This is a genomic window from Terrabacter sp. P5_B1, assembly GCF_056400505.1.
Genome location: NZ_JBFULD010000049.1, coordinates 1 through 24,067, shown reverse-complemented (window position 1 = coordinate 24,067; position 24,067 = coordinate 1). Strand labels below are relative to the sequence as shown.

24 protein-coding genes are annotated in these 24,067 nt (G+C 71.3%); 10 read left to right on the top strand and 14 right to left on the bottom strand.

Going from position 1 to position 24,067, the window contains the following annotated elements; genetic code table 11:
* The coding region (locus tag AC1DP0_RS05870; RefSeq protein ID WP_478082929.1) for an SDR family oxidoreductase at window positions 1-775 on the top strand (775 nt) is incomplete at its 5' end.
* A 73-nt stretch (window positions 776-848) separates the two neighbouring features.
* On the opposite strand, the gene ilvC is transcribed toward AC1DP0_RS05870, so the two are convergent.
* The 3 genes from ilvC to AC1DP0_RS05855 all read right to left on the bottom strand — a co-directional run bounded on the left by ilvC (window position 849) and on the right by AC1DP0_RS05855 (window position 4,349).
* Entirely contained in the window at window positions 849-1,877 is a 1,029-nt protein-coding gene (gene ilvC / locus AC1DP0_RS05865; protein WP_478082928.1) for a ketol-acid reductoisomerase, read from the bottom strand.
* Between the two features lie 91 nt (window positions 1,878-1,968).
* Window positions 1,969-2,481, bottom strand: a complete 513-nt coding sequence (ilvN, locus tag AC1DP0_RS05860; protein ID WP_478082927.1) for an acetolactate synthase small subunit — start codon at window positions 2,479-2,481, stop codon at window positions 1,969-1,971.
* A 2-nt stretch (window positions 2,482-2,483) separates the two neighbouring features.
* Window positions 2,484-4,349: an acetolactate synthase large subunit gene (locus AC1DP0_RS05855; RefSeq protein WP_478082926.1), complete on the bottom strand. Its 1,866-nt coding sequence runs from the start codon at window positions 4,347-4,349 to the stop codon at window positions 2,484-2,486.
* 303 nt (window positions 4,350-4,652) lie between these two features.
* Here AC1DP0_RS05855 and AC1DP0_RS05850 point away from each other — a divergent pair, with 303 nt between their 5' ends.
* Both AC1DP0_RS05850 and AC1DP0_RS05845 read left to right on the top strand, forming a co-directional pair.
* Window positions 4,653-5,618 carry a GNAT family N-acetyltransferase gene (locus AC1DP0_RS05850; RefSeq protein WP_478082925.1) on the top strand — a complete coding sequence of 322 codons (966 nt, stop codon included), beginning with the start codon at window positions 4,653-4,655 and terminating at the stop codon, window positions 5,616-5,618.
* 9 nt (window positions 5,619-5,627) lie between these two features.
* Window positions 5,628-6,053 carry an SRPBCC family protein gene (locus AC1DP0_RS05845; RefSeq protein WP_478082924.1) on the top strand — a complete coding sequence of 142 codons (426 nt, stop codon included), beginning with the start codon at window positions 5,628-5,630 and terminating at the stop codon, window positions 6,051-6,053.
* On the opposite strand, the gene AC1DP0_RS05840 is transcribed toward AC1DP0_RS05845, so the two are convergent.
* Window positions 6,050-6,886 (bottom strand): phytanoyl-CoA dioxygenase family protein, encoded by an 837-nt coding sequence (locus AC1DP0_RS05840; RefSeq protein WP_478082923.1) that lies wholly within the window; start codon window positions 6,884-6,886, stop codon window positions 6,050-6,052. The genes AC1DP0_RS05845 and AC1DP0_RS05840 overlap by 4 nt on opposite strands.
* Window positions 6,887-7,014: 128 nt before the next feature.
* Between AC1DP0_RS05840 and AC1DP0_RS05835 the strand changes: the two genes are divergently transcribed.
* Window positions 7,015-7,845 carry a helix-turn-helix transcriptional regulator gene (locus AC1DP0_RS05835; protein ID WP_478082922.1) on the top strand — a complete coding sequence of 277 codons (831 nt, stop codon included), beginning with the start codon at window positions 7,015-7,017 and terminating at the stop codon, window positions 7,843-7,845.
* A gap of 44 nt (window positions 7,846-7,889) precedes the next feature.
* Here the strand turns inward: AC1DP0_RS05835 and ilvD are convergent, their stop codons facing one another.
* The 4 genes from ilvD to AC1DP0_RS05815 form a co-directional block, all read right to left on the bottom strand.
* The gene (gene ilvD, locus AC1DP0_RS05830) at window positions 7,890-9,590 is read right to left on the bottom strand and encodes a dihydroxy-acid dehydratase (RefSeq protein WP_478082921.1); all 1,701 of its coding nucleotides are present in this window, start codon (window positions 9,588-9,590) and stop codon (window positions 7,890-7,892) included.
* A gap of 64 nt (window positions 9,591-9,654) precedes the next feature.
* Window positions 9,655-10,188, bottom strand: a complete 534-nt coding sequence (locus AC1DP0_RS05825) for a SixA phosphatase family protein (RefSeq protein WP_478082920.1) — start codon at window positions 10,186-10,188, stop codon at window positions 9,655-9,657.
* Window positions 10,189-10,230: 42 nt separating this feature from the next.
* Complete coding sequence (locus tag AC1DP0_RS05820; protein WP_478082919.1) at window positions 10,231-12,294, bottom strand: YhgE/Pip domain-containing protein; 2,064 nt, start codon at window positions 12,292-12,294, stop codon at window positions 10,231-10,233.
* Window positions 12,291-12,941: a hypothetical protein gene (locus tag AC1DP0_RS05815; protein WP_478082918.1), complete on the bottom strand. Its 651-nt coding sequence runs from the start codon at window positions 12,939-12,941 to the stop codon at window positions 12,291-12,293. The genes AC1DP0_RS05820 and AC1DP0_RS05815 overlap by 4 nt, the downstream gene beginning before the upstream one ends.
* Before the next feature lie 58 nt (window positions 12,942-12,999).
* On the opposite strand from AC1DP0_RS05815, the gene AC1DP0_RS05810 reads away from it, so the two are divergent.
* Window positions 13,000-13,614: a TetR/AcrR family transcriptional regulator gene (locus AC1DP0_RS05810; protein WP_478082917.1), complete on the top strand. Its 615-nt coding sequence runs from the start codon at window positions 13,000-13,002 to the stop codon at window positions 13,612-13,614.
* A 12-nt stretch (window positions 13,615-13,626) separates the two neighbouring features.
* Here AC1DP0_RS05810 and AC1DP0_RS05805 read toward each other — a convergent pair whose 3' ends face one another.
* From AC1DP0_RS05805 to AC1DP0_RS05795, 3 genes are read right to left on the bottom strand one after another with little or no spacing between them, the layout of a single operon-like run.
* Entirely contained in the window at window positions 13,627-13,923 is a 297-nt protein-coding gene (locus AC1DP0_RS05805; protein ID WP_478082916.1) for a MoaD/ThiS family protein, read from the bottom strand.
* 17 nt (window positions 13,924-13,940) lie between these two features.
* A complete protein-coding gene (locus AC1DP0_RS05800) occupies window positions 13,941-15,023 on the bottom strand; it encodes a WD40/YVTN/BNR-like repeat-containing protein (RefSeq protein ID WP_478082915.1) in 1,083 nt (360 codons plus the stop codon).
* 14 nt (window positions 15,024-15,037) lie between these two features.
* Window positions 15,038-15,994, bottom strand: coding sequence for a 2-hydroxyacid dehydrogenase (locus tag AC1DP0_RS05795; RefSeq protein WP_478082914.1), 957 nt, complete (start codon window positions 15,992-15,994; stop codon window positions 15,038-15,040).
* A gap of 73 nt (window positions 15,995-16,067) precedes the next feature.
* Between AC1DP0_RS05795 and AC1DP0_RS05790 the strand changes: the two genes are divergently transcribed.
* The 3 genes from AC1DP0_RS05790 to AC1DP0_RS05780 all read left to right on the top strand — a co-directional run bounded on the left by AC1DP0_RS05790 (window position 16,068) and on the right by AC1DP0_RS05780 (window position 18,739).
* On the top strand, window positions 16,068-16,727 hold the full coding sequence (locus AC1DP0_RS05790; protein WP_478082931.1) for an MOSC domain-containing protein: 660 nt from the start codon (window positions 16,068-16,070) through the stop codon (window positions 16,725-16,727).
* Between the two features lie 38 nt (window positions 16,728-16,765).
* Window positions 16,766-17,953 (top strand): PQQ-dependent sugar dehydrogenase, encoded by a 1,188-nt coding sequence (locus AC1DP0_RS05785; protein WP_478082913.1) that lies wholly within the window; start codon window positions 16,766-16,768, stop codon window positions 17,951-17,953.
* A 108-nt stretch (window positions 17,954-18,061) separates the two neighbouring features.
* A complete protein-coding gene (locus AC1DP0_RS05780; RefSeq protein ID WP_478082912.1) occupies window positions 18,062-18,739 on the top strand; it encodes a DUF937 domain-containing protein in 678 nt (225 codons plus the stop codon).
* Between the two features lie 169 nt (window positions 18,740-18,908).
* On the opposite strand, the gene gatB is transcribed toward AC1DP0_RS05780, so the two are convergent.
* The 3 genes from gatB to gatC form a co-directional block, all read right to left on the bottom strand.
* Window positions 18,909-20,456 (bottom strand): Asp-tRNA(Asn)/Glu-tRNA(Gln) amidotransferase subunit GatB, encoded by a 1,548-nt coding sequence (gatB, locus tag AC1DP0_RS05775; RefSeq protein WP_478082911.1) that lies wholly within the window; start codon window positions 20,454-20,456, stop codon window positions 18,909-18,911.
* Between the two features lies 1 nt (window position 20,457).
* Window positions 20,458-21,987: an Asp-tRNA(Asn)/Glu-tRNA(Gln) amidotransferase subunit GatA gene (gene gatA / locus AC1DP0_RS05770; protein ID WP_478082930.1), complete on the bottom strand. Its 1,530-nt coding sequence runs from the start codon at window positions 21,985-21,987 to the stop codon at window positions 20,458-20,460.
* A 119-nt stretch (window positions 21,988-22,106) separates the two neighbouring features.
* Window positions 22,107-22,403, bottom strand: a complete 297-nt coding sequence (gene gatC / locus AC1DP0_RS05765; RefSeq protein WP_478082910.1) for an Asp-tRNA(Asn)/Glu-tRNA(Gln) amidotransferase subunit GatC — start codon at window positions 22,401-22,403, stop codon at window positions 22,107-22,109.
* A gap of 179 nt (window positions 22,404-22,582) precedes the next feature.
* Here gatC and AC1DP0_RS05760 point away from each other — a divergent pair, with 179 nt between their 5' ends.
* Both AC1DP0_RS05760 and AC1DP0_RS05755 read left to right on the top strand, forming a co-directional pair.
* Window positions 22,583-23,065, top strand: a complete 483-nt coding sequence (locus tag AC1DP0_RS05760; protein WP_478082909.1) for a hypothetical protein — start codon at window positions 22,583-22,585, stop codon at window positions 23,063-23,065.
* 179 nt (window positions 23,066-23,244) lie between these two features.
* Window positions 23,245-23,817 (top strand): dihydrofolate reductase family protein, encoded by a 573-nt coding sequence (locus AC1DP0_RS05755; RefSeq protein ID WP_478082908.1) that lies wholly within the window; start codon window positions 23,245-23,247, stop codon window positions 23,815-23,817.
* Window positions 23,818-24,067: the final 250 nt, after the last annotated feature.

Below are 24,067 nucleotides of genomic sequence, written 5' to 3'. Positions count from 1 at the left end.
ACTCTGGACCATGCGCATCGTCGTCACGGGAGGGGCGGGCGACCTCGGGTCTCGAGTCGTCCGCGAGGCCAAGGCTCGCGGCCACGACGTGGTCCCGGCCAGCCGCCGGACCGGCGTGGACCTCGCGACCGGAGAGGGCCTCGAGGATGCCCTCCTCGGTGCCGACGCCGTCGTGCACTGCGCCGACGACACGTCCCGGGGTGACACCGTGACGGTCTACGCCACCCGGCGACTGGCCGATGCCGCCGCCTCCCACGACATCCACCTCGTGCACATCTCGATCGTCGGGATCGACGAGCACCCGATGAGCTACTACCGGCGCAAGCTGCGCGCCGAGCAGGGCATCGACGCTGCCGGCGGCCCGGCAACCGTCCTGCGATCCACGCAGTTCCACTCCCTCACAGCATTTTTCGCCCGAAGGCTGAGTGTCGGCCCATTCACCGCCGCGATCGGGGACATGGCCTTCCAGCCGGTCGACACCGACTTCGCGGCTCGTCGGCTCGTCGACGTCGCGGCAGGACCCCGGCCGGCGGGATACGTCCGGACGCCCGACCTCGCCGGCCCCGACGTGCTGCCGATCGGCGAGGTGGCGAGACTGGTGCGCGCCCACCGCGGCGCCTCGCCGCCCCGTGTCGTCCGGGTCCCGCCGCTCGGTCGCCTCATGCGGGCCATCTCCGAGAGCCGCACCGTCCCGGCCGCCGGCACGGCGGACCTGGGCGGCCGGACGTTCGCGGACTGGCTGGCCGCCCAGCCCGGACGGCTCACGGGGCGCTGAGGGGTCCCCGCGCACACGCGAGCGGCCGGCGCCCCCACGAACGGGACGCCGGCCGTCGGACCGCTGGGACGGGTCAGCGCGCGGCGCTGCCCTCGACGTAGTCGGAGTCGGTCTGCTTGACCCACGCCATGAGCCCCCGCAGCTCGCGGCCGGTGGCCTCGATCGGGTGCTGGGCGCCCTTCTCACGCAGGGACGTGAACTCGGGGGCCCCGGCGTCCTGGTCGTCGATGAAGCGCTTGGCGAAGGTGCCGTTCTGGATGTCGCCGAGAACGGCCTTCATGTTCTCCTTGACGTGCGGGTCGATGACGCGCGGCCCGGAGACGTAGTCGCCGTACTCCGCCGTGTCGGAGACCGACCAGCGCTGCTTGGCGATGCCGCCCTCGATCATGAGGTCGACGATGAGCTTGAGCTCGTGGAGGCACTCGAAGTAGGCGACCTCCGGCTGGTAGCCCGCCTCGACAAGGGTCTCGAAGCCGTACATGACGAGCTGGCTCGCACCGCCGCAGAGGACGGCCTGCTCGCCGAAGAGGTCCGTCTCGGTCTCCTCGGTGAAGGTCGTCTTGATGCCGCCGGCACGGAGGCCACCGATCGCCTTGCCGTAGGCCTTGGCCAGGTCCCACGCCGTTCCCGAGGCGTCCTGCTCGACGGCGAGGAGCACGGGCACCCCACGCCCGTCGACGAACTCGCGGCGCACGATGTGGCCGGGCCCCTTGGGCGCCACCATGAGCACGTCGGCGTCGGGTTCGGGCTTGATGTAGCCGAACCGGATGTTGAAGCCGTGCCCGAAGAGCAGCGCGGCGCCGGTCTTGAGGTTCGGCTGGATGTCGTTCGCGTAGACGGTCCGCTGCACCTGGTCGGGCGTGAGGATGACGACGAGGTCGGCCTCCTTGACGGCGTCGGCGACCGACGTGACCGTCAGACCCTCGGCCTCCGCCTTGGCCTTGCTCTTGCTGCCCTCGGCGAGGCCGACGCGGACGTCGACGCCGGAGTCGCGCAGGTTGAGCGCGTGGGCGTGGCCCTGGCTGCCGTAGCCGATGACGGCGACCTTCTTGCCCTGGATGATCGACAGGTCGGCGTCGTCGTCGTAGAACATCTCGGCCATGGTGGCCTTCTCCTTCGGTTGCGGTGTGCGGTGGTCTGGGTGGGACGGTGAGGACCGTGAGGACCGTGAGGACCGTGAGGACAGGAGTCGCTCAGGCGCTTCGGAGGTTCCGGTCGGTGATCGACCTCGAGCCGCGGCCGACGGCGACCATGCCGGACTGGACGAGCTCCCTGATGCCGAACGGCTCGAGCACGTCGAGGAGCGCGCGGAGCTTGTCCGAGGTGCCCGTCGCCTCGATGACGATCGCGTCGGTGGTGACGTCGACGACCTTGGCCTTGAAGAGCTGGATCGTGTCGATGACCTGGCTGCGGGTCGCCGCGTCGGCGCGGACCTTGACGAGCAGGATCTCGCGCTGGACCGACGCGTGCGCCTCGAGCTCGACGACCTTGAGCACCTCGATGAGCTTGTTGAGCTGCTTGGTCACCTGCTCCAGGGCGGTCCCCTCGACCTCGACGACGACCGTGATCCGCGAGATGTCGGCCAGCTCGGTCGGGCCGACGGCGAGGGAGTTGATGTTGAAGCCTCGGCGCGAGAAGAGCGCCGCGACGCGGGTCAGGACGCCGGGCTTGTCCTCGACGAGGACCGACAGGGTGTGCTTGCTCATGCTCAGTCCTCCCGCTCCCAGACCGGCGCCTCGTGGCGCGCGGCCTGGATCATGTCGTTGCTGACGCCCGCCGGCACCATGGGCCACACCATGGCGTCGCGGTGCACGATGAAGTCGATGACGACGGGACGGTCGTTCGTCTCGAGCGCCTGCTTGATGACGGCGTCGACCTCCTCGGGCGTCTCGGCGCGCAGGCCGAGGCAGCCGTAGGCGTCGGCGAGCTTGACGAAATCGGGCACGCGCTGCTCGAGCGGCTGCAGGTTGGTGTTGGAGTAGCGCTCGTCGTAGAAGAGCGTCTGCCACTGGCGCACCATGCCGAGCGAGCTGTTGTTGATGATCGCGACCTTGATCGGGATGTTGTTGATGACGCAGGTCGCGAGCTCCTGGTTCGTCATCTGGAAGCAGCCGTCGCCGTCGATGGCCCAGACGGTGCGCTCGGGCTCGGCGACCTTGGCGCCCATGGCCGCCGGGACCGAGAAGCCCATCGTGCCAAGGCCCCCCGAGTTGATCCACGCGTTCGGGCGTTCGTACTGCACGAACTGGGCGGCCCACATCTGGTGCTGGCCGACCCCTGCGACGTAGGTGGCGTCGGGGCCGGTCAGCGCGCCGATGCGCTCGATGACGTACTGCGGCGAGAGCGTTCCGTCCTCGCTGTCCGTGTAGCCCAGCGGAAAGGTCTGCTTCCACTCGGCGACGCGCTCGCGCCAGGCGGCATAGTCCCAGCCGCCGGCGTCGGCGTCGGCCTCGCTGGTCGCGCGGTCGAGCGTCACCTGCTGGATGAGGTCCTGGATGACCTCGCCCACGTCACCGACGATCGGCACGTCGGCGATGCGGTTCTTGGAGATCTCGGCGGGGTCGATGTCGGCGTGGATCACCTTGGCGTGCGGGGCGAACGTCGACAGCTGGCCCGTGACGCGGTCGTCGAAGCGTGCCCCCAGCGCAATGATGAGGTCGGACTTCTGCAGGCCCGTGACGGCGGCCACGGTGCCGTGCATGCCGGGCATGCCGAGGTTGAGCGGCTCACTGTCGGGCACGGTGCCCCGAGCCATGAGGGTGGTCACGACGGGGATGCCGGTCAGCTCGACGAGCCGGCGCAGGGCCTCGCTCGCGTGGGCCCGGACCACGCCGCCACCGACGTAGAGGATCGGTTGCCTGGCTGCGGCCATGAGCCGGGAGGCCTCGCGGATCTGCTTGCCGTGCGGGCGCAGGACGGGACGGTAGCCGGGCAGGTCGATCTGCGGCGGCCAGCTGAACGTCGTCGTCGCCTGGAGGGCGTCCTTGCTGATGTCGACGAGGACCGGGCCGGGACGACCGGTGCTCGCGACGTGGAACGCCTCGGCGATGGCCTGCGGGATCTTCGCCGGGTCGGTCACGAGGTAGTTGTGCTTCGTGATCGGCATCGTGATGCCCCGGATGTCCGCCTCCTGGAAGGCATCGGTGCCGATGGCCGCGCTGGCGACCTGTCCCGTGATCGCGACGACCGGGACGGAGTCCATGTGCGCGTCGGCGAGCGGCGTCACGAGGTTCGTCGCGCCGGGCCCCGACGTGGCCATGCACACGCCGACCTTGCCGGTCGCCGACGCGTACCCCTCGGCCGCATGGCCGGCGCCCTGCTCGTGGCGCACGAGGATGTGGCGCACCTTCTTCGAGTCGAGCATCGGGTCGTACGCCGGGAGGATCGCGCCGCCCGGGATGCCGAAGACCGTGTCGCAGCCGATGGCCTCGAGGGAGAGTACGAGCGCCTGTGCCCCGGTGACCTCGCGGGCCGGCATGACAGCCCCTGCGGACTGCGGCTCTGCCGTGGGTCGGGGACGGGCCAGGGAGGCCACGTCAGCGGGCGAGGGCGCCTGCTTCGTCGTGTCGCTCACGATCTCTTCCTTGTCTCGAGCACATCGTTTCCTGCCGGTTCGGGCGGACTCCACCCACAAAAAAACCCTTCGGTCCCGCGGTGGGACGGAAGGGAGCGCGCTGACCGTTCGAGCTGGTCGGCGCGCTAGGGAAGTACGAGGAGTCTGGCCACGTGACCACCGTGCTACCCGGGCCCAGCAGTGTCAATCGGCCATCTTCGGCGTCTCAGTATGTGAACCTGCAGTCTCACTTACTGTCACTCCTCGACGCCCGCGCGGAAAGTCGGTTGTTCGTACGCCGGCCGTCTCGGGACACTGGCCGTCATGACCGGTGTCGGTACGCCTCCCCCCGTCTCGCTCGTGCTGCCCGGCAACACCGAGGGTCTCAGCACCCGCCCCCTGAAGCGCGCCGATGTGGTCGCGGTCACGGCGCTCATGGCCAGGTGCGAGCAGCAGGACGTCGGCGAGGTGCTCATCGAGGAGGCCGACATCGTCGGCGACTGGCAGCGCCCCGCCTTCGACCTCGCGTCGCAGTCGGTGGGCGTCCTCGACGACGACCGCCTCGTCGCCTACGCCGAGGTCTACAAGGGCCGCTGGGCCGACGCCGCCGTCGACCCGGCCTACCGTGGACGCGGCATCGGGACGGCCCTGTCGCACTGGACCCGTGCCGTCGCCGCCCGCGACGGTGGCACCCTCGTCGGCCAGCCCGTCCCGGGCGACTCCCCTGCCGAGCGGCTCCTCGCCTCCCTCGGCTACCGCACACTCTGGACCTCGTGGGTCCTCCAGGTGCCCGCCGGGCGGGCGATCGACCCCCAACCCGTTCCGGAGGGATACGTCATCCGCGAACCGCGCGACGAGAGCGACCTGCGAGCGACGTGGACCGTCAACGAGGACGCCTTCCTCGAGTGGTCGGACCGCGAGCGCACGACCTTCGAGGAGTGGGCGGCGAACGTGTCGCGACGGCCGGGTTACGAGCCGTGGCAGCTGCGCCTCATGGTCGACCGTGATGACCAGGTCGTCGGCATGGCCTTCGTCGTCGTCTCGAGCGGCTGCGCCTACGTCGACAAGCTCGCGGTGCGGCGCGACGAGCGCGGCAAGGGGCTGGCCCGCGCCCTGCTCGTGGACGCCTTCGAGGTGGCCCGAGCACATGGTGGGGAGCGGTCGGAGCTGTCGACCGACTCCCGTACGGGCGCGCTCGGTCTCTATGAGAAGGTCGGGATGCAGGTCACGTCGGTGTGGCGCCACTGGGCGTCGGACGTCACTGCGGAGCCGGTGGCTGCGCAGCCCTGAGGAGGCGTCATGGAGCAGCACACGAGCATCGACATCGAGGCTCCGGCCGCGCGCGCGTGGGCGATCATGCGCGACGTCGAGCACTGGCCCGGGTGGACCGCATCGGTGCGCGCGGTCACGCTGCTCGACGGCGAGCTCGCCCTGGGCGCACGGGCGCGTATCGACCAGCCGCGCATCCCGACCACGGTCTGGACCGTCACCGACCTGACCGAGGGGCGCGACTTCACGTGGGAGGCGAGCTCCCCCGGAACGCGGACGACCGGCCGGCACGCCGTCGAGGCGACCGGGCCGGGCACCTGCCGGGCCACCCTCTCGATCTCGCAGTCGGGTTGGGTCGGCTCACTCGTCGGGCGCGCCTATCGCTCCCTCACCGACCGCTACCTCGCCCTGGAGGCCACCGGTCTCAAGGCACGGGCCGAGTCCTCCGAAGCCTAGACGGCAGGACTCGCGGCTCCGCCGAGGACCGGGTTGGCCGGTGACGCGGCGACGTCACCCGGGGCGAGGCCGGGCAGCCAGGTGGCGAGGTCGTTGGCCTGCGCCGGATTGGCCGGCTGGTGCACGGGGAGCCCGTCGGCGAACCAGATGACCGTCATGACCTCGCGCATCTGTGCCGCGGTGTTGCCGAGCGCCTTGTGGACCGTCCAGCCCGAGTGGAACGACGCGTCGCCGGCACGCATCGCCACCGGCTCGTCGATGACGAGACCGCGCTCCGCGACCAGACGGTCGAAGTGCTCCTCGGAGGCGTCCGAGATCCCGATGTCGCTGAGCGGCCCGTCGACATGGCTGCCGCTCGCGAACGCGAGCCCGCCGTGCGCGGGCGTGATGTCGACGAGTGGCATCCACATCGTGAGGCACCGCGCGCCGTCGAGCGGCCAGTACATCGCGTCCTGGTGCCACGGCGTGTAGCCGCCGCCGGGCTCCTTGAACAGCGCCTGGTCGTGGTAGAGCCGCACCCGCGGGACGCCGAGCAGCCTCGCGGCCACGTCGGCGAACCGGGACGCCATGACGAAGCGGGCGACCGACTCGTCGTGGCGCCAGAGGTTCATCACCTGCAGGAAGGCCATACCGTAGCTGTCGCGCTTCGCGAGCGGGCGGGTCTCGGTGCTGAGCCGCTCCACCGCCGCAGCGATGGGGCCGCGATAGGCCGCCGCCTCGCCGACGTCCGCCACCCCGGGGAGCCGGAGGAAGCCGTGGGCCCGGTAGGCCGACACCTGCTCGTCGTCGATGGGGTATGGCGTGGCGAGCTGGGGAAGCGTGTCGGTGGGCATCGAGCGGACCGTCCTTCGCGGATCACCCACGACCGGAGCAGCCGTCGGATGGGTGCAGCCCACCAGACTCGTCAGATGCGTGCCCCGGACCGCATGGTCACAGGGGTACGTTCTGGTTGGATGAGGGTGTGAGCGACACCCCATCGCCGCCCGAGGTCGGGCCGCGGTCGGCAGCCGGACGCCTCGGCCGCGTCCTGGTCGCGGCCCGCATCACCGCAGGCAGCGGGCTGCCGGTGGGAACGACCCGACGGCACCCGACGTGGGGCCTCACCTTCGTCACGGCCGGCACTGGTCGCTACCGCGACGCGCGACATGACGAGACCATCGGCGCAGGCACGCTCGTCGTCGTCCATCCAGGCCACCCGCACTGGTACGGCGCCGACCCCGGCGGCTGGGACGAGCACTTCGTCGTGTTCGACGGCGCGGTCTTCGACGTTGCCGGACGCACCGGCGCCCTATCCCCCGACCACCCGCTCGTGCACGGCCTGCCGGTGCGCCGATGGGCAGCCCGCTTCGCCGCGTTCGACCGGCCGCGACCGGCCACCCTCGACGCGCGCGACGCCGAGGCGCTCGACCTGCTGGCAGCTCTGCTCCAGGCGCGCGAGCTCGGCGAGCACCCGCGCCGACGCGGCCCCGTCGCTGACGCCGGTTGGCTCGCGCGGTCGGTCGAACTCCTGGAGGGCGACCTCACCGAGACCCTCGACCTGCCCTCGGTGGCGGCCGAGGTCGGGCTGCCCTACGAGACGTGGCGGCGGCGGTTCCGGGCCGAGACCGGCACGTCCCCTTACGCGCACCGGGCGGCCCGGCGTCTCTCGGCCGCCACCGAGATGCTCGTGCACACCGGCCTCAGCGTGCGCGACATCGCCGCCACCACCGGCTTCACCGACGAGCGGCACCTCATCCGACGCTTCCGCGAGGGCACCGGTCTGACGCCCCACGCCTACCGGGACGCCACCTGACGGCATACGTCATCCCGTCGAAACGGGTTGGTATGCCGGGTGGTTCAGCCGCAGACGGCGCCGCCGCTCGCGCTGCCGACGAGCTTGCGGTACTTCGCGAGGACGCCGCGGGTGTACTTCGGCTCCGGGTGAGTGACGCCCTCGGCGCGACGCCGCTGCATCTCATCCTCGTCGATGAGGAGGTCGAGCGCGGCGTTCGCGACGTCGAGCCGGATCGGGTCACCATCGCGGACGAAGGCGATCGGGCCCTCGTCGACGGCCTCCGGGGCGACGTGCCCGACGCACAGGCCGGTGGTGCCGCCGGAGAAGCGGCCGTCGGTGAGGAGCAGCACGTCCTTGCCGAGCCCAGCGCCCTTGATCGCGCCGGTGACGGCGAGCATCTCGCGCATGCCGGGGCCGCCCTTGGGACCCTCGTAGCGGATGACGACCACGTCGTTCTTCTTCAGGGAGCCCTTCTCGACAGCGTCCATGGCCGCCCGCTCGCCGTCGAAGACGCGCGCCGAGCCCTCGAAGACCTCGTCGTCGAAGCCTGCGGTCTTGACGACCGCACCCTCGGGGGCCAGCGAGCCCGTGAGGATCGTCAGGCCCCCCGTCCGGTGGATCGGCCGCTCCATCTCGCGGATGACGCGGCCGTCGATGTGCGGCGGGTTGATCTCCTCGAGGTTCTCGGCCATCGTCCTGCCGGTCACGGTGAGGCAGTCGCCATGGAGCAGGTCGGCGTCGAGCAGCGTCTTCAGGACCACGGGGACACCACCGATGTGGTCGATGTCCTTCATGACGAAGCTGCCGAACGGCTTGACATCGGCCAGGTGCGGCACCTTCTTGCCGATGCGCTGGAAGTCCCCGATGGTGAGGTCGACCTCGGCCTCATGGGCGATGGCGAGCAGGTGCAGCACCGCATTGGTCGAGCCACCGAAGGCCATGACGACGGCGATGGCGTTCTCGAAGGCCTCCTTGGTCATGATGTCGCGCGCCGTGATGCCTCGGCGCAGCAGATTGACGACGGCCTCACCCGACTTGCGCGCGTAGGCGTCGCGGCGTCGGTCGGTGGCGGGCGGGGCGGCCGAGCCGGGAAGGGACATGCCCATCGCCTCGCCTACCGTGGCCATGGTGTTGGCGGTGTACATGCCCCCGCACGCGCCCTCGCCGGGGCAGATGGCGCGCTCGATGGCGTCGACGTCCTCGCGCGACATGAGACCGGCGTTGCACGCCCCCACGGCCTCGAAGGCGTCGATGATCGTGACCTCCTTCTCGGTGCCGTCGGAGAGCTTGGCGACACCCGGGAGGATCGTGCCGGCATACAGGAAGACGGAGGCCAGGTCGAGGCGCGCGGCAGCCATGAGCATGCCGGGGAGCGACTTGTCGCAACCGGCGAGCAGCACTGAGCCGTCGAGCCGCTCGGCGTTCATGACGGTCTCGACGGAGTCGGCGATGATCTCGCGCGACACGAGGCTGAAGTGCATGCCCTCGTGGCCCATCGAGATGCCGTCCGAGACGGAGATCGTGCCGAACTCGAGCGGGTAGCCGCCGCCGGCGTGGACGCCGTCCTTGACCGCCTTCGCGAGCCGGTCGAGCGAGAGGTTGCACGGCGTGATCTCGTTCCACGAGCTCGCGACGCCGATCTGCGGCTTGGCGAAGTCGTCGTCGCCGAGGCCCACGGCCCGGAGCATCCCCCGCGCCGCGGTCTTCTCGAGACCATCGGTGACGTCGCGGCTGCGGGGCTTGATGTCAGGCGTCTGCGTCATGTCCTGCAGCATAGAACCGTGTCCGCTGGGTGGACACCGCATCTCACAGCCTGATCGGGCGCGCTCAGTCCCGCGTCCCGCGGCTGACGTGGAAGCGTCGGAGCGCGCACGTGCCGAGGTCGATGTCGGCCCAGTCCCCCGCGTAGGACAGCACTGCCAGTCCGCTCGTCACGAATCCTCGGCCGAGGGCCTCGTGCGCCTCGAGAGACCCCTCCCCCTCGGTGAGCATGGTCGTCAGCTGGGCCATCGTCGGGTTGTGCCCCACGACGAGGACGGCCGCGGTGTCACCCGCGTCCTCGCGCACCGTCTCGAGGGTCTGCTCGGAACCGCCGAGGTAGACGCTGCGGCGGTACTCGACGAACTCGCTGTGCGCGCCGCCGCGACAGGCCTCCTCCCACGTCTGCCGCGTGCGCTGCGCGGTCGAACAGATGACGAGGTCGGGCACCAGCCCCTGCTCGTGCAGCCACTTCCCGGCGGCCTTGGCGTCCCGCCGGCCACGGGGCGCGAGCTCGCGGTCGTGATCGGCCTTGCCCAAGCCCTCCTCGGCCTTGGCGTGGCGCATCAGGACGAGGGTCTTCTCTCTCGCGGCGCTGCTCATGCTTCCGAGCATGCTCCCGCTGGGCCGTCTTGTCAGCCCGGGTCAGAGCTCGAGGGCGGGCTTGATCCGCTTGGACGACCACATCCTCGACCGGCGGGCCGCGATCGTCGACACTGCGAGCGCGGCGAGCAGGTACGCGGCGAGGACGCCGACCGAACCGATCACGGGTGTGAGATCGGCGCCGTAGAGGAGCCGGCGCAGGCCGTCGACGGCATGACTCATCGGCACGACGTGGTGTACGGCCTGCAGCGGCGCCGGCAGCGTCTGCCACGGGAAGGTGCCGCCCGCACTGACGAGCTGGACGACCATGAAGACGAGTCCGAGGAACTTGCCGACCGCACCGAGGCGCGCCGCGAGCGCGTGCAGGATCGCCACGAACGTCATCGACGTGAAGCACAGGAACAGGAACGCGAGCACCGGGTGGGCGATCCGGATGTCGACACCGCGCCCGACGACGAGCACGAGCGACGCGACCTGGACGAGCCCGACGAGCGTGGGTGCGAGCCACCCGCCCAGAGCCGTGCGGATCGAGCGCTGGCTCGTCGCGAGGGCTCGCGGCGACAACGGCCGGACGAAGAGGAAGAGCACGTAGGCGCCGATCCAGAGCGCCAGGCTCATGAAGAGGGGAGCCAGGCCGGCGCCGTACGACCCTGCTGACGACAGCGACCCGTTGGACACGCCGACGGGGTTGCCGATCGTCTGCGCCATCGCCTTGCGCTGGGCGTCGCTCGGGTCTGGCACGGAGTCACGACCCTGGACGAGCCCGGCGTGGAGGTCGGTGGCGCCCTCGGTCAGCCCGTCGAGCCCCGACGCCAGCGAGGTGGCGCCGGAGGCCAGGGTGTCGCCCCCTGATGCCGCCCTGGACGCACCGCTCGAGAGCTGGGCGGACCCCACCTCGAGGGTGTCGAGACCGCCGGCAAGAGACGCTGCGCCGTCGCGCACCCGCACCGCCCCGGAGTGGGCCTGCGCGATGCCGTCGGTCAGCGCCGGGGTGGCGTTCGCGAGCGCCCGAGCGCCGGTGGCCACCTGGTCGGCTCCGGTCGACAGGCGCGTCAGGTCACTCGACGCCGACTGGATCGTCGTGTCCGCCTTCCCGACGTAGCCGTCGATGGTGTCGAGGCGCGACTCGACGACCGCGAGCTGTGCGTCGGTCAGGCCCTGGGTGCGCAGGTCGGCGAGGAGCGTGGTGCGGTCGGCGGTGATGCGGTTCCTGAGGTCGGCGGAGGCTGTCGCGGCCCTGGTCCCGTAGCCGGCGATGGTGCGGTTGCCTGCCGCCACCTGCTCGGCCCCGTCGGCCAGCTGGTCGGTCTGGGACGGCAGAGTCGCAGTGCGCGACTGCAGCGCGCCCAGCCCCGACGCAAGCTGCCCAGCTCCGGCCTGGAGGTTGTCGGCACCGGCGGCCGCCTGGGCGATGCCGATGTCGAGTCGCTCGGCGCCGGACGCGAGGTCGTGCAGACCGGCGGCGAGACTCGTGGCGCCCGTCGCCAGCTGGTGGGCTCCGGAGTCAGCCTTCGTCGCGCCCGCCCGCAGCTTCTCGGAGCCGTCGACGGCCTCGACGAGCTGGTCGTGCACCTGGCTGAACCCGAGCAGCAGTCTGCTCGCTGCCGTCTGGCTGACCTCACTCGCAACGGAGGCGGTCACCTGCTTGATGACCTGGTTGCCGATCATCGTGGTCATGTAGTTGTTCGCGTCGTTCGTCTCCAGCACGACGGTGGCCTGGCGCGGGGTGAACTCGGCCGTCGAGGCGAGGTCGGCCGAGAAGGTCCGCGGCAGGATGACGGCGAAGGCGTAGGTGCCGTCGTCGACGCCGCTCATCGCCTCGGCGTGCGACACGCGGTGCCAGTCGAACGACTTCGACTCGACGAGGTGGCTGGCCACCTGACCACCGACCTGCAGCCTCTCCCCCGTGCTCAGGGTCGTGCCGGTGTCGTCGCTGACGACGGCCGCGGGCACGCGCGGGAAGGCACCGTACGGGTCGTGGTTGGCGTAGAGGTAGAGACCGCCGTAGAGCGTGGGGATGAGGACGAGGGCGGCGAGCGCCAGCCGGGCCAGCCGCGAGGAGGTGAGGCGGCGCAGCTCGGCGACTGCCAGACGGACGGGGTTCATGCCGAGAGCTCCTTCCCGGCGGTGAGGGCGGCCGCCGAGGCGGCGGTGGTCAGGACGATGACGGTCAGTCCGGTCTCGGCGAGGCGCTCACAGGTCTCGAGCCAGAGGGAGTGGTCCCCGCCGTGCCGCTCCGGGCCGGCCAGGACGAGGACGCGCACCTGCGGGTGCAGGGCGCCGAGCTCGAGCAACAGACTCGTGCGGACGCCTGCTGGCAGCTGCTCCCACGGCCGGGCCGCACGGTCGGACACGTCGTGGGCCTCGAGGAAGGCGGCGACGGCCGCGCGCGACGCCGGCCGCTCGGCGAGGGCCAGCTCCTCCTGGACGACGGCACGCAGGGCGATGGCGTCCTCAGGAGCCGTGACGTCCTCGACGTCGACGAGCCGGGTGCGCAGCTGGAGGTCGGCCAGGTCGGCGGCGCCACCGATGCTGATCCGGCCCCGGAGCAGATCGACGCGGCCGCCGAGGGCCAGCGCGAGGGCAACCTGCGGGATGCCGGGTTCGGTCGCGACCACGGTGACCTCGCCGGAGGGCGCGGCGAAGGCGACGTGCTCGACGAACGGCTCGTGGGTGCCGGCGACGCTGACGTCGTCCACGACGACGGTGCGCGGGTCGGGTCCGTTTCGGCGGTCGGCTTCAACTTCAGTCACGATACGAGTATGCATCGAATACAGGTGCGTATCCAATTCGGCAGCGTATCCTGTTCCCATGACCTCGACGGCCGAGCCCCGGATCAGCGCCCGACGCCTGGCGACCCGCGAACGTGTCTTGGAGGCGGCGAGCGAAGTCTTCGCCGAGCGGGGGTTCCACGGCGCCACGGTCGAGGACATCTGCGAGCGCGCCGGCTTCACCCGCGGGGCCTTCTACTCGAACTTCTCCTCGAAGGACGACCTCGTCCTCGAGCTGTCGAGGCGCCACGCCGAGGACCTCGTCGGACGCGTACGCCGGGCCAGCAAGCGCGAGCGCGCGACCGCCGAAGAGGTTCTGCGCGACGTCTTCGCGGCGCTGGCCGACGACAGCCGCAGCAAGGAGCGCTGGCTCGTGCTGACGACCGAGTTCACCCTGCACGCCATCCGCGATGCGACCGCCCGCCGGGCTTGGGCCGCCCAGCAGCGGCGCGTCAGGGACGAGCTGGTGACGGTGGTCGACGAGGCTGTCGCCCGTCAGGGGCTGCGGCTCCCGATCCCCACCGAGCTCTTCGTCCTCGCGGCAATCTCGCTCGCACAGGGATCGATGACCCAGCGCCTCGTCGAGCCGCGCTCGCTGTCCGTCGGCGAGCTCGAGCGCACCGTCCTGCCGATCCTCCTCGGGGTCGACGCGTGACGCTGCCGGCCGTCAGCCGCCGGAGACCGCGTTGATGATGTGGACACGGGCCCCGGCCGGGACCGCCGCCTCGACCCCGTCACCCCGGGTCGCGTCCTCACCGTTGACGAAGACCTTGACGTGGCGACGGATCTGACCGCGCTCGTCACGCACCTTGCCGTCGAGGATCCGGTGCTCCGAGAACGCGCGGTCGAGCAGGGCTGCCACGGTCTGCGACTCGCCCGGCGACTCGACTTCGATCTCCGACACGCCGCCCACGAGGTCGCGCAACATGCCGGGCAGGATGACGCGAACGGGAGCGGACGGCATACGGAATCCCTTGCGGTTCAGTTGAGCTGGGCGGCGCGCACGACGAGGACGTCGGGCAGCTGGGTGGCGATGCGGTGGAACGACTCACCCTCGTCGGCCGACGCGAAGACGTCGCCGTTGCGGGTGCCGAGGTAGACCCCGACCGGGTCGGCCTCGTCCAGGGAGGCCGCGTCGCGCAGGACGCACGTGTAGCTGTGACCGGGCAGGCCACTCGCCTGCTGGCGCCACGTCGCGCCTGCGTCGTCGGAGCGCTGCACCTGCAGCTGGGCGTCCGGCGGGATGCGCTCGCCGGCGTCGGCAACCGGCACGACCCACACGACACCGGCCCGGCGCGGGTCGGCGAGGACGGTGAACCCGAAGTCGGTGGGCAGGCCGTCGGCGATCGAGTCCCACGTCTGCCCGTTGTCGCCGGAGCGGTAGACGCCGTTGTGGTTCTGGGCGAAGAGCTCGCCGTCACCCTGACCGCGAGCGACCTTGTGCACGCACTGGCCGTACTCGGGGTACTCGTCGTCGGGCATGAAGCCGGCCCGGATGCCGGGGTTGCTCGGCACCCAGGTGTCCCCGCCGTCGAGCGTGCGGTAGACGCCCCCGGTGCTCATGGCGACGAGGATGTTCTCCGGATGTCCGGGCTCGGGGAGGATGGTGTGGACAGCTCCGCCGCCGAACCCCGGCTCCCAGTTGGGGCGGTGCGGGTGGTCCCACAAGCCACGCACGAGCTCGTAGCGCTCACCGCGGTCAGTGCTGCGGAAGAGGGCGTGCGGCTCGACGCCGGCCCACACCACGTCGGCGTCGTTGGGGTCGGGCGTCAGCTGCCAGACGCGCTCGAGCGCCGTGTCGGTGTCGCTCGGGAACGACAGCGCCCGCTCGGCGCTCTCGGTCCACGTGCGTCCACCGTCGGTGCTCGCCTGGACCGTCGGGCCCCAGTGCCACGACTTGACGCCCGCGAGCACCGTCGCTCGACCCTCGCGCGTGTCGACGGCAACGGACGCGACCTCGCTCATGAGGAAGTGCGGACCCTCGAGGGCCCACTCCCGACGATCGGTGCTGCGCGCGATCCAGAGCCCCTTGCGCGTGCCGATGGCGACGATGGTCTCGGTCATGTTGACAGTGTCCACTATGCGTGGGATGCAGACAAGGGCCCTGCCACGACGTGGTCGACCTGCTCACCGGACAGCATGCTCTGCACCTGCCGCCGCACCAGAGCGAGGGCGCGGGGGCGCATCGCCCGGGTCGCACCCCCGACGTGCGGGGTGATGAGGACGCCCGGGGTCGTCCACAGCGGGTGCCCCTCGGGGAGGGGCTCGGGATCGGTGACGTCGACTGCCGCTCGCAGCCGCCCGGAGGCACACTCGGCGACGAGCGCCTCGGTGTCGACCACCGGCCCCCGGGCGACGTTGACGAGGAGCGCGCCATCCGGCATACGACCGAGCATCGACGCGTCGAAGAGCCCGCGCGTCGCATCGGTGAGCGGCACGATCACGACGACGACGTCGTGGTCCGGCAGCAGGTCGGGCAGGGCGTCGATGCCGTGCACCTGCGACACGAGCTCATCGCCGGACCGGGCTCGCGAGGCGACCGCCGTCAGGGCCACCTCGAACGGCGCGAACCGGCGGGCGATCGCCCGGCCGATCTGACCGTAGCCCACGACGAGCACGCGGCTGTCGGCGAGAGCCGGACGCAACCGCAGCGGCTCCCAGTGCGAGCGCCCCTGCGAGGCAACGAAGTCGGGGATGCCACGAATGGAAGACAACGTCAGCGTCAGGGCCAGCTCGGCCGTGGACGCGTCGTGGACGCCTGCCGCGTTGCACAGGTTCACCCCGTCGGGCAGCTCGGCGGCGTACTGCTCGTAGCCGGCACTCTGCAGCTGGACGACCTCGAGCGCATCGAGCCCGGGGGTGACGCGGGCGAGGCTCACCTGCGTCATGTAGGGGACGACGGCGAGTCGGACCTCATTGCCACGCGGGTGCGGCTGCTGCATGTCCCAGACGACGGTGTCGACTCCTTCGAGGTCGGCGAGCGCCTCGACGTACTCGGGGTCGGGGACGGACACGACAAGAGGATTGGCAGCCATGCCGAACACGCTAACGAAGCCTCACGGAAGGCGGGGAGCAGACCCGGCTCGTCAGGGCTAGGCTCGCGCGGTGATGACGCAGCCCCACGTCCTGGCCCTCGGCTCGGGCCGACGCGCCGTCCCGAGCGGAGGCGGGCGGCCGACCGCCATCGACAAGCGGCCCGTCGACGCGTTCGAGGTGCGCGATCCCGGACCGAAGCGCGGAGGACTCGGCAGCGGGGTCGTCGGTGACGAGATCGGCAACCCCAAGCACCACGGCGGCGAGCTGCAAGCCGTCTACGCCTACCCGCGCGAGGACCAGGAGTTCTGGGAGCAGCAGATCGGGCGACCCATTCCCTCAGGGGGATTCGGCGAGAACATCACGACGTGGGGCATCGAGGCGACCCACGCTCTCGTCGGCGAGCTCTGGAGGATCGGGGACGTCGTGCTGCGGGTCGAGGTCCCCCGCATCCCGTGCCGGACGTTCGCAGCGCACATGGGCGAGCCTCGATGGGTGCGGCGGTTCACGGAGGCCGGGCGCACCGGCGCCTACCTCTCGGTGGTCACGGCGGGCGTCGTGCACCGCGGAGCCGCCATCGAGGTCGAGCGACCCGGCCACGACATCGACCTCCTCGTGCTCTTCCGGGCCTTCAGCGGCGATCTCGCCGCCGCCCGCAGGGTGGTGGACGCGGACGTCGTCCATCCCGACGTCCGCGCCGGACTCCTCGACTCACTCTCGCGTCGCGGGGGTTGAGCCACCGGCTCCCTTCCCCCGGTGGGCCACAATGAGGTATGCCGCACACGTGCCGATCGATCGGGCGCGCCCTCGTGGGAGGGGTCGCCGTCGAGAGCCCGACGACGCCGAGCCGGACGACGCCGAGCCCGACGGCGCAGAGCCCGACGGCGCAGAGCCGGACGACGCAGAGCCCGACCACAGCATCCGGCACCACGACGGCGAAGGCCCCCGAGACAGCTCGTCCGTCGACCGCCGACTCGGCCCCACCGTCGACCCTTCTCGGCGGCCTCGACATCGGGTGGTCGATCGCAGTGCTGCCCGACGGCAGCGCCCTGGTCAGCGAGCGCAACACCGGCCGCATCGAGCACGTGCCCAAGCCCGGTTCCGGGGGCACGGCAACCGTCGCCGGGCGTCTTCCCATTACGCGCACCGAAGGCGAGGGAGGCCTCCTCGGGCTCGCCGTCCCGGAGGACTTCGACGCCGACCCCGTCATCTATGCGTACTACTCGACCGACAGTGACAACCGCATCGCTGCCGTGCCGTGGCGCAACGGCACCATCGGCGAGCCGGTCGTCATCCTCTCGGGCATCCCCCGCGGCCGGAACCACAACGGCGGACGCATCGCCTTCGGGCCCGACGGCTATCTCTACGTCGGCACGGGCGAGGCCGGTGACACCTCCCTGGCGCAGAACCTCGGGTCGCTCGGAGGCAAGATCCTGCGCATCACCCGCGACGGCGACCCCGCGCCGGGCAACCCCTTCGGCGGGTCCCCCATCTGGTCCTACGGCCACCGCAACGTCCAAGGCCTTGCCTGGGACAGCCGGAAGCGCCTGTGGGCCAGCGAGTTCGGTCAGGACACCTATGACGAGCTCAACCTCATCGAGCCCGGCAAGAACTACGGCTGGCCTGAGGTGGAGGGCCACGCCGGCAACCCGGACTTCGCCGACCCGGTCGCCGAGTGGCCGACGTCGGAGATGTCCCCGAGCGGCATCGCCGTCGGCCCCGACAACGCCGTCTACCTGGCCGCGCTGCGGGGCCAGTCGGTGTGGCGCGTGCCCCTCAACCCCGACGGTTCGGCCGGCACGCCGACCCGCCACCTGCAGGGGACCTACGGCCGCATCCGCGACATCCGGTTCGTCGACAACCGGGTCTGGGTCACGACGAGCAACAACGACCGCGCCGACCGACTGCTCTCCCTCCCCCTGTCCGCCGTCGGGGCCAGCGCCGGCGGTAGGGCCCGCTGACCCGCGCCGTGTGCCTGAGTCACGGCCGGGGCTGCTGCGCACCTGGGAGGTGACTAGCCTGACGGGCAGGGACGGCGTCGGCGTCGCCCACGAGCAGAGGGGCACCCGATGGGTTCGTACGACGAGATCCTCGACCAGGTTCCGATCGACCAGCTGGCGGGCCAGCTCGGGGTCGGCAGCGACGAGGTCCGCCAGGCGGCTGAGCACGCCCTGCCTGCGCTCCTGGGTGGACTCCAGGCCAACGCCTCGGACCCGGCGGGAGCCGACTCGCTGCTCGCGGCGCTGTCGGACCACCAGGGGGCGGTCAACAGCCTGGGCGACGTCGACGAGCGGGACGGTCGCGCCATCGTCGGCAACATCTTCGGCGGCAACACCGACCAGGTCGTCAACCAGCTCGGTGGCCTGGGCGGCACGTCCGGGACCCTCGTCCAGAAGCTGCTGCCGCTCCTCGCGCCGATCGTCATGTCGTGGCTCGCGAACAAGATGGGTCAGGGCGGCCTGGGCGGCATGCTCGGCGGCGGCTCAGGCCCGACCGGTAGCAGTGCCGGAGCGGGCTCCAGCGATGCCGGACCGCTCTTCCCCGGCGGTGCGGGTGCCGACAGCGGACCGGTGCAGGCTCCGGGCAGCGCGACCTCGACGGGCGCAGCCGCAGGCGGCTCCAACCCGCTGCAGGACGTCCTCGGCCAGGTGCTCGGCGGGGGCGCCGGCTCCTCGGGTGGCAGTGGCGGGGCCGGCGACATCCTCGGCGGCCTGCTCGGCGGGCTCCTCGGCGGCGGCAAGCGCTGACCCCTCCCCCTCCCTCGTCGAGAGGCCACCAGTTGCCGCCTCCCACCCGTCGAAGGGCCACGATGCGCCGCCCTCCGATCGTCTAGAGGCCACTTCTTGTGACAAGAAGTGGCCTCTCGACGTGGGCGAAGCGGCCGAACGTGGCCTTTCGACGGTTGAAGGGCGGGGGTTACTGGAGCTTGGCGAGGATGAGGTCGCGGGCCTTGCCGGCGTCGGCCTGACCCTTCATCTCCTTCATCACCTGGCCGATGAGCGCCCCCGCGGCCTGCACCTTGCCGTCGCGGATCTTGTCCGCCACGGCGGGGTTGGCCTCGATGACCTTGTCGACGGCGGCCTCGAGGGCACCGTCGTCCTGGACGAGCTCGAGCCCCCGGGCGTCGGCGACCGCCGTCGGGGTGCCCTCGCCGGCGAGGACGCCGTCGAGCACCTGGCGTGCCATCGAGTCGTTGAGCCGTCCGGACGCGACGAGCCCGTCGAGCTCGGCGATGTGCGCCGGCGTGAGACCCAGCCCGGCGGCATACGTGACGATGTCCTGGCCCTCTGCGTTGGCCCGCCGTGAGGGCTCACCGAGCCACCACTTCTTCGCGGCGCCGGCACTCGCGCCGGCCGCGACCGTCTCCTCGATGAGCTCGACCGCGCCGGCGTTGACGACGTCGCGCATCTCGAGATCGCTGTAGCCCCAACCGGACTGGAGCCGATTGCGGCGCAGCCCGGGCGGCTCGGGCAGGGTGCCCCGCAGGGCATCGACGGTCTCACGCGTCGGCGCCACGGGCACGAGGTCGGGCTCGGGGAAGTAGCGGTAGTCCTCGGCGTCGGACTTGACGCGACCCGACGTCGTGATGCCGGTGTCCTCGTGCCAGTGGCGCGTCTCCTGCAGGATCGAGCCGCCGCCGTCGAGGATCGCCGCATGCCGGGAGATCTCGTAGCGCACGGCCCGCTCGACCGAGCGCAGCGAGTTGACGTTCTTCGTCTCGGTGCGGGTGCCGAGACGCACGGCGAGCTGCTCCGCGCTCAGCGGGTCACCGACGCGCGGGCGCAACGACACGTTGGCGTCGCAGCGCATCGAGCCCTGCTCCATCTTGACGTCGCTGACGTCGAGGGCCCGCAGCAGCTCGCGCAGCGCCGAGACGTACGCCTTGGCGACCTCTGGTGCGCGCTCCCCCGCGCCGACCATCGGCTTCGTGACGATCTCGATGAGGGGGATGCCCGCGCGGTTGTAGTCGACGAGTGAGTGGTCGGCGCCGTGGATGCGGCCGGTCGCGCCGCCGATGTGCAGCGACTTGCCGGTGTCCTCCTCCATGTGCGCGCGCTCGATCTCGACGCGGTAGACGCTGCCGTCCTCGAGCTCGACGTCGAGGTGTCCCTCGAAGGCGATCGGCTCGTCGTACTGCGACGTCTGGAAGTTCTTCGGCATGTCCGGGTAGAAGTAGTTCTTCCGGGCGAAGCGGCACCACTCGGCGATCTCGCAGTTGAGCGCGAGCCCGATGCGGATGGCCGACTCGACGGCCTTCTCGTTGACGACGGGAAGCGCGCCGGGCAGGCCCAGGCACACCGGGCAGACCTGCGAGTTGGGCTCTGCGCCGAACTCGGTCGGGCAGCCGCAGAACATCTTCGTCGCCGTGTGCAGCTCGACGTGGACCTCGAGGCCCATGACCGGGTCGAACTTCGCCATGGCCTCGTCGTAGTCCATGACGGCGTCCGTTGCGACTGTGGTCATGTCAGGCTCCCTTCATCGCAGCAGCGCCGCGCAGCGCCGGCGCGCGGTCGAGGATCGGACCGCCCCAGCGGTCGACGAGGGCGGCTTCGAGGGCGGCGCCCACGGAGTAGAGCCGGTCGTCCTTCATCGCGGGCGCGAGGATCTGGATGCCGGCGGGCAGGCCGTCCTCGTCGGCGAGGCCGGACGGGATGGACATGCCGGGTACGCCGGCGAGGTTGGCCGGGATGGTCGCGATGTCGTTGAGGTACATCGCCATCGGGTCCTCGAGCTTGTCGCCGAGCTTGAACGCCGTCGTCGGCGCCGTCGGGCTGACGAGCACGTCGACCTTCGCGTATGCCGCGTCGAAGTCCTGAGCGATGAGCGCGCGGACCTTCTGCGCCGAGCCGTAGTACGCGTCGTAGTAGCCGGAGCTGAGGGCGTACGTCCCCAGGATGATGCGGCGCTTGACCTCGTCGCCGAAGCCGGCGTCTCGCGTGGCCGCCATGACCTGCTCGGCGCTCGGGGCGTCGACACCCTCCGGCAGCACGCGCAGGCCGTAGCGCATCGCGTCGAACTTGGCGAGGTTGCTCGACGCCTCGCTCGGGAGGATGAGGTAGTAGGCCGCGAGGGCGTAGTCGAAGTTGGGGCAGCTGACCTCGACCACCTCGGCGCCGAGCTCCTCGAGCAGGGCGACCGACTCGTCGAAGCGCGCGCGGACGCCGGGCTGGTAGCCCTCGCCGCCGAGCTCCTTGACGACGCCGATCCGCATGCCGCGCACGTCAGCAGCGCGGGCCGCCTCGACGACCGCCGGGACCGGAGCATCGATGGACGTCGAGTCCATCGGGTCGTGCCCGCCCATGACGGCGTGGAGCAGYGCGGTGTCGAGGACGGTGCGGCCGCAGGGGCCGGCCTGGTCGAGCGAGCTGGCGAGGGCGACGAGGCCGTAGCGCGAGACGCCGCCGTAGGTCGGCTTGGTACCGACGGTCGCGGTGACCGCCGCAGGCTGGCGGATCGAGCCGCCCGTGTCGGTCCCGGTCGCGAGCGGAGCCTGGAACGAGGCGAGCACCGAGCTCGAGCCGCCGCCCGAGCCGCCCGGGATCCGGCCCAGGTCCCACGGGTTGCGCGACGGGCCGTAGGCCGAGTGCTCGGTCGAGCTGCCCATCGCGAACTCGTCCATGTTGGTCTTGCCGAGGATCGGCAGGCCGGCCTCGCGCAGCTTCGTGACGACCGTCGCGTCGTACGGCGGGATCCAGCCCTCGAGGATCCGGCTGCCGCACGTCGTCGGCACGCCCTTGGTCGTCATGACGTCCTTGACGGCGATCGGCACGCCGGCGAGGGCGCCGAGGCCCTGGCCTGCCTGACGTCGTTCGTCGACCGCGCGCGCCTGGGCGAGGGCGCCCTCGGTGTCGACGTGGAGGTAGGAGTGCACCTGGCCGTCGACGGCGGCGATCCGGTCGAGGTGCGCCTGGGTCACCTCGACGGAGCTGATGGTCTTGCTCGCAAGGGCGTCGGCCAGGGCGGCGGCCGTGGCCCTCGTCAGGTCGGTTGGCAGGTCGGTCACGTCAGTGCCTTCGGTTCGTAGCTGCGACAACGGGTTGCGTGGGTGCCCGTCACGGGCGGGGCGTATGCCGGTGCTGGGCGACACGGCATACGCGGGCTTCGCGGGAGCGCTCAGTCCTCGTCGAGGATGCGTGGCACCGAGAAGCGCTGCTGCTCGGCCTCGGGTGCCCCGGCGAGGACGGCTTCGGCGCCGAGGCTCGGGCGCACCACGTCGGGGCGGGTCACGTTGGTCAGCGGCATCGGGTGCGACATCGGGGCGACGCCGTCGGTGGGGGCCTGCTGGACCTTCGCCACGGACTCGAGGATGACCCCGAGCTCACCCACCATGCGGTCGAGCTCGGCGTCGGAGAGCTCGATGCGGGCGAGGTCGGCCAGGTGGGCTACGTCGTCGCGGGACAGGGATGACATGCGGGCCAGTCTATGGGGCGGCCCCTCGGGCACGGACCACGCATCCGGGTGCCCGCGGCGGGCTGCCGGTCAGCCCACGGTGGTCCGAGCGTGGAACTCACGCAGGCGCGGGCGTGTCCTGCGGCCGGGGTCGCTCGTTGACCACACCGGATCCACGAACCGCCCAAGGAGACCCCTCGATGACGAGCCCGGCCAGCCCGACCACCGCGACGCCCGAGCCTGCGGACACTGCGACACCGCCCACCCCGACCACCGCGCCGCCCGCGGACCGGGCGTCCGCCAAGGCAGACGCCGTCCCGGCGCGTCGCTCCCCCGACGTGCGCGCCGGGGCGCGCAAGGTGGTCAGCCTCACCGGAGCCGGTATCGCGCGGCTGCGCACGATGCTCGGCCAGATCGTCTGGTTCGCCTGTCTCCTCGCGGCGACGGCCCTGCTGCTCGGCGCCCTGCTCGTCGTGCTCGAGGCCAACACGCGCAACACCCTCGTCGAGGCGGTCCTGCGTGCGGCGGACTGGGCCGATCTCGGCGTCTTCAGCCGCACCGCGGGCGTCAAGCAGTTCACCGGCGACGGCGCCGTGGTCAAGAACGCCATCACCAACTGGGGTCTCGGCGCGGTCGCGTGGCTCGTCGTCGGTCGGCTCGCGCGGCGCATCCTCACCCCCTGACGCCGGATCGGTCTTCCGTCACGAACTCAGGGGCACTCACTCCACGACGTCGGGAGCGGGCAACCGGGACCCACGACGGTGTTGAGTAGGTGGGATCGGTCGCCGATGAGAAATGGCGCCGACAGTTCTGAGTCCGGTCCGGTGAAACCGCGCTGCACGGATCAAGGGAGAGCCACCAGATGAGACCACTTCGATACTCGATCAACGTCACCCTCGACGGCTGCTGCCATCACGAGGCAGGGCTGCCCCCCGACGAGGAGTCGATGCGCTACTGGACCGCTGAGATGGAACGAGCCGATGCCCTGCTGTTCGGCCGAGTGACCTACGAGATGATGGAGTCCGCGTGGCGGCGGCCGGCCACGGGCACGTGGCCCGACTGGATGGACGAGTGGGAGATTCCGTTCGCCGAGACCATCGACCGGACGAAGAAGTACGTCGTGTCGAGCACGCTGAGCGGGGTCGACTGGAACGCCGAGATGGTGCGCGGCGACGTGGGGCAAGCGGTTCAGCGGCTCAAGCAGGAGCCAGGCGTGGGCCTCTTCGTGGGTGGCGTGACGCTCCCCCTGGCGTTGGCAGATCTGGGACTGATCGACGAGTACGTGTTCCTGGTGCAGCCGGTCCTGGCCGGACACGGGCCGACGTTGCTCGCCGGTCTGCGCGAACGCATCCAGCTCGAGCTCGTGGATCGCCACGCCTTCCGGTCGGGGGCGGTCGCGTTGCGATACCGGCCCAGCCGAGTAACGGCTTGCTGAAGGCACCACCGCCCCTTGACAGCCGTGCCTGCCCGCGTTCGAGGGTGACTCAACTCTTGCGGGACCGCAGTTACTGCGCCTATGCTGAGCGGATGAGCGACGACGCACGACGGCCCCTTCCGGCCGAGACGGAGCGGACCCTGCGCACGGCGGTCGACGCCGCGCGCGAGGCGCTCGAGCGCGCCGACGCCTCCCGCCCCCTCGACGCGCTGCCGCTGCTGCGAGCCGCCCAGGAGCACCTGACCTCCGC

What these genes read in the sequence shown, in the direction of transcription:
- AC1DP0_RS05780 (WP_478082912.1), top strand. Translation starts at nt 18,062, where the DNA reads ATGGGTTCGTACGACGAGATCCTCGACCAGGTTCCGATCGACCAGCTG.
- AC1DP0_RS05790 (WP_478082931.1), top strand. Translation starts at nt 16,068, where the DNA reads ATGACGCAGCCCCACGTCCTGGCCCTCGGCTCGGGCCGACGCGCCGTC.
- ilvC (WP_478082928.1), bottom strand. Translation starts at nt 1,877, where the DNA reads ATGGCCGAGATGTTCTACGACGACGACGCCGACCTGTCGATCATCCAG.
- AC1DP0_RS05795 (WP_478082914.1), bottom strand. Translation starts at nt 15,994, where the DNA reads ATGGCTGCCAATCCTCTTGTCGTGTCCGTCCCCGACCCCGAGTACGTC.
- AC1DP0_RS05805 (WP_478082916.1), bottom strand. Translation starts at nt 13,923, where the DNA reads ATGCCGTCCGCTCCCGTTCGCGTCATCCTGCCCGGCATGTTGCGCGAC.
- gatC (WP_478082910.1), bottom strand. Translation starts at nt 22,403, where the DNA reads ATGTCATCCCTGTCCCGCGACGACGTAGCCCACCTGGCCGACCTCGCC.
- AC1DP0_RS05820 (WP_478082919.1), bottom strand. Translation starts at nt 12,294, where the DNA reads ATGAACCCCGTCCGTCTGGCAGTCGCCGAGCTGCGCCGCCTCACCTCC.
- ilvD (WP_478082921.1), bottom strand. Translation starts at nt 9,590, where the DNA reads ATGACGCAGACGCCTGACATCAAGCCCCGCAGCCGCGACGTCACCGAT.
- AC1DP0_RS05760 (WP_478082909.1), top strand. Translation starts at nt 22,583, where the DNA reads ATGACGAGCCCGGCCAGCCCGACCACCGCGACGCCCGAGCCTGCGGAC.
- AC1DP0_RS05840 (WP_478082923.1), bottom strand. Translation starts at nt 6,886, where the DNA reads ATGCCCACCGACACGCTTCCCCAGCTCGCCACGCCATACCCCATCGAC.
- ilvN (WP_478082927.1), bottom strand. Translation starts at nt 2,481, where the DNA reads ATGAGCAAGCACACCCTGTCGGTCCTCGTCGAGGACAAGCCCGGCGTC.
- AC1DP0_RS05825 (WP_478082920.1), bottom strand. Translation starts at nt 10,188, where the DNA reads ATGAGCAGCGCCGCGAGAGAGAAGACCCTCGTCCTGATGCGCCACGCC.
- AC1DP0_RS05810 (WP_478082917.1), top strand. Translation starts at nt 13,000, where the DNA reads ATGACCTCGACGGCCGAGCCCCGGATCAGCGCCCGACGCCTGGCGACC.
- AC1DP0_RS05800 (WP_478082915.1), bottom strand. Translation starts at nt 15,023, where the DNA reads ATGACCGAGACCATCGTCGCCATCGGCACGCGCAAGGGGCTCTGGATC.
- AC1DP0_RS05785 (WP_478082913.1), top strand. Translation starts at nt 16,766, where the DNA reads ATGCCGCACACGTGCCGATCGATCGGGCGCGCCCTCGTGGGAGGGGTC.
- gatB (WP_478082911.1), bottom strand. Translation starts at nt 20,456, where the DNA reads ATGACCACAGTCGCAACGGACGCCGTCATGGACTACGACGAGGCCATG.
- AC1DP0_RS05845 (WP_478082924.1), top strand. Translation starts at nt 5,628, where the DNA reads ATGGAGCAGCACACGAGCATCGACATCGAGGCTCCGGCCGCGCGCGCG.
- AC1DP0_RS05755 (WP_478082908.1), top strand. Translation starts at nt 23,245, where the DNA reads ATGAGACCACTTCGATACTCGATCAACGTCACCCTCGACGGCTGCTGC.
- AC1DP0_RS05850 (WP_478082925.1), top strand. Translation starts at nt 4,653, where the DNA reads ATGACCGGTGTCGGTACGCCTCCCCCCGTCTCGCTCGTGCTGCCCGGC.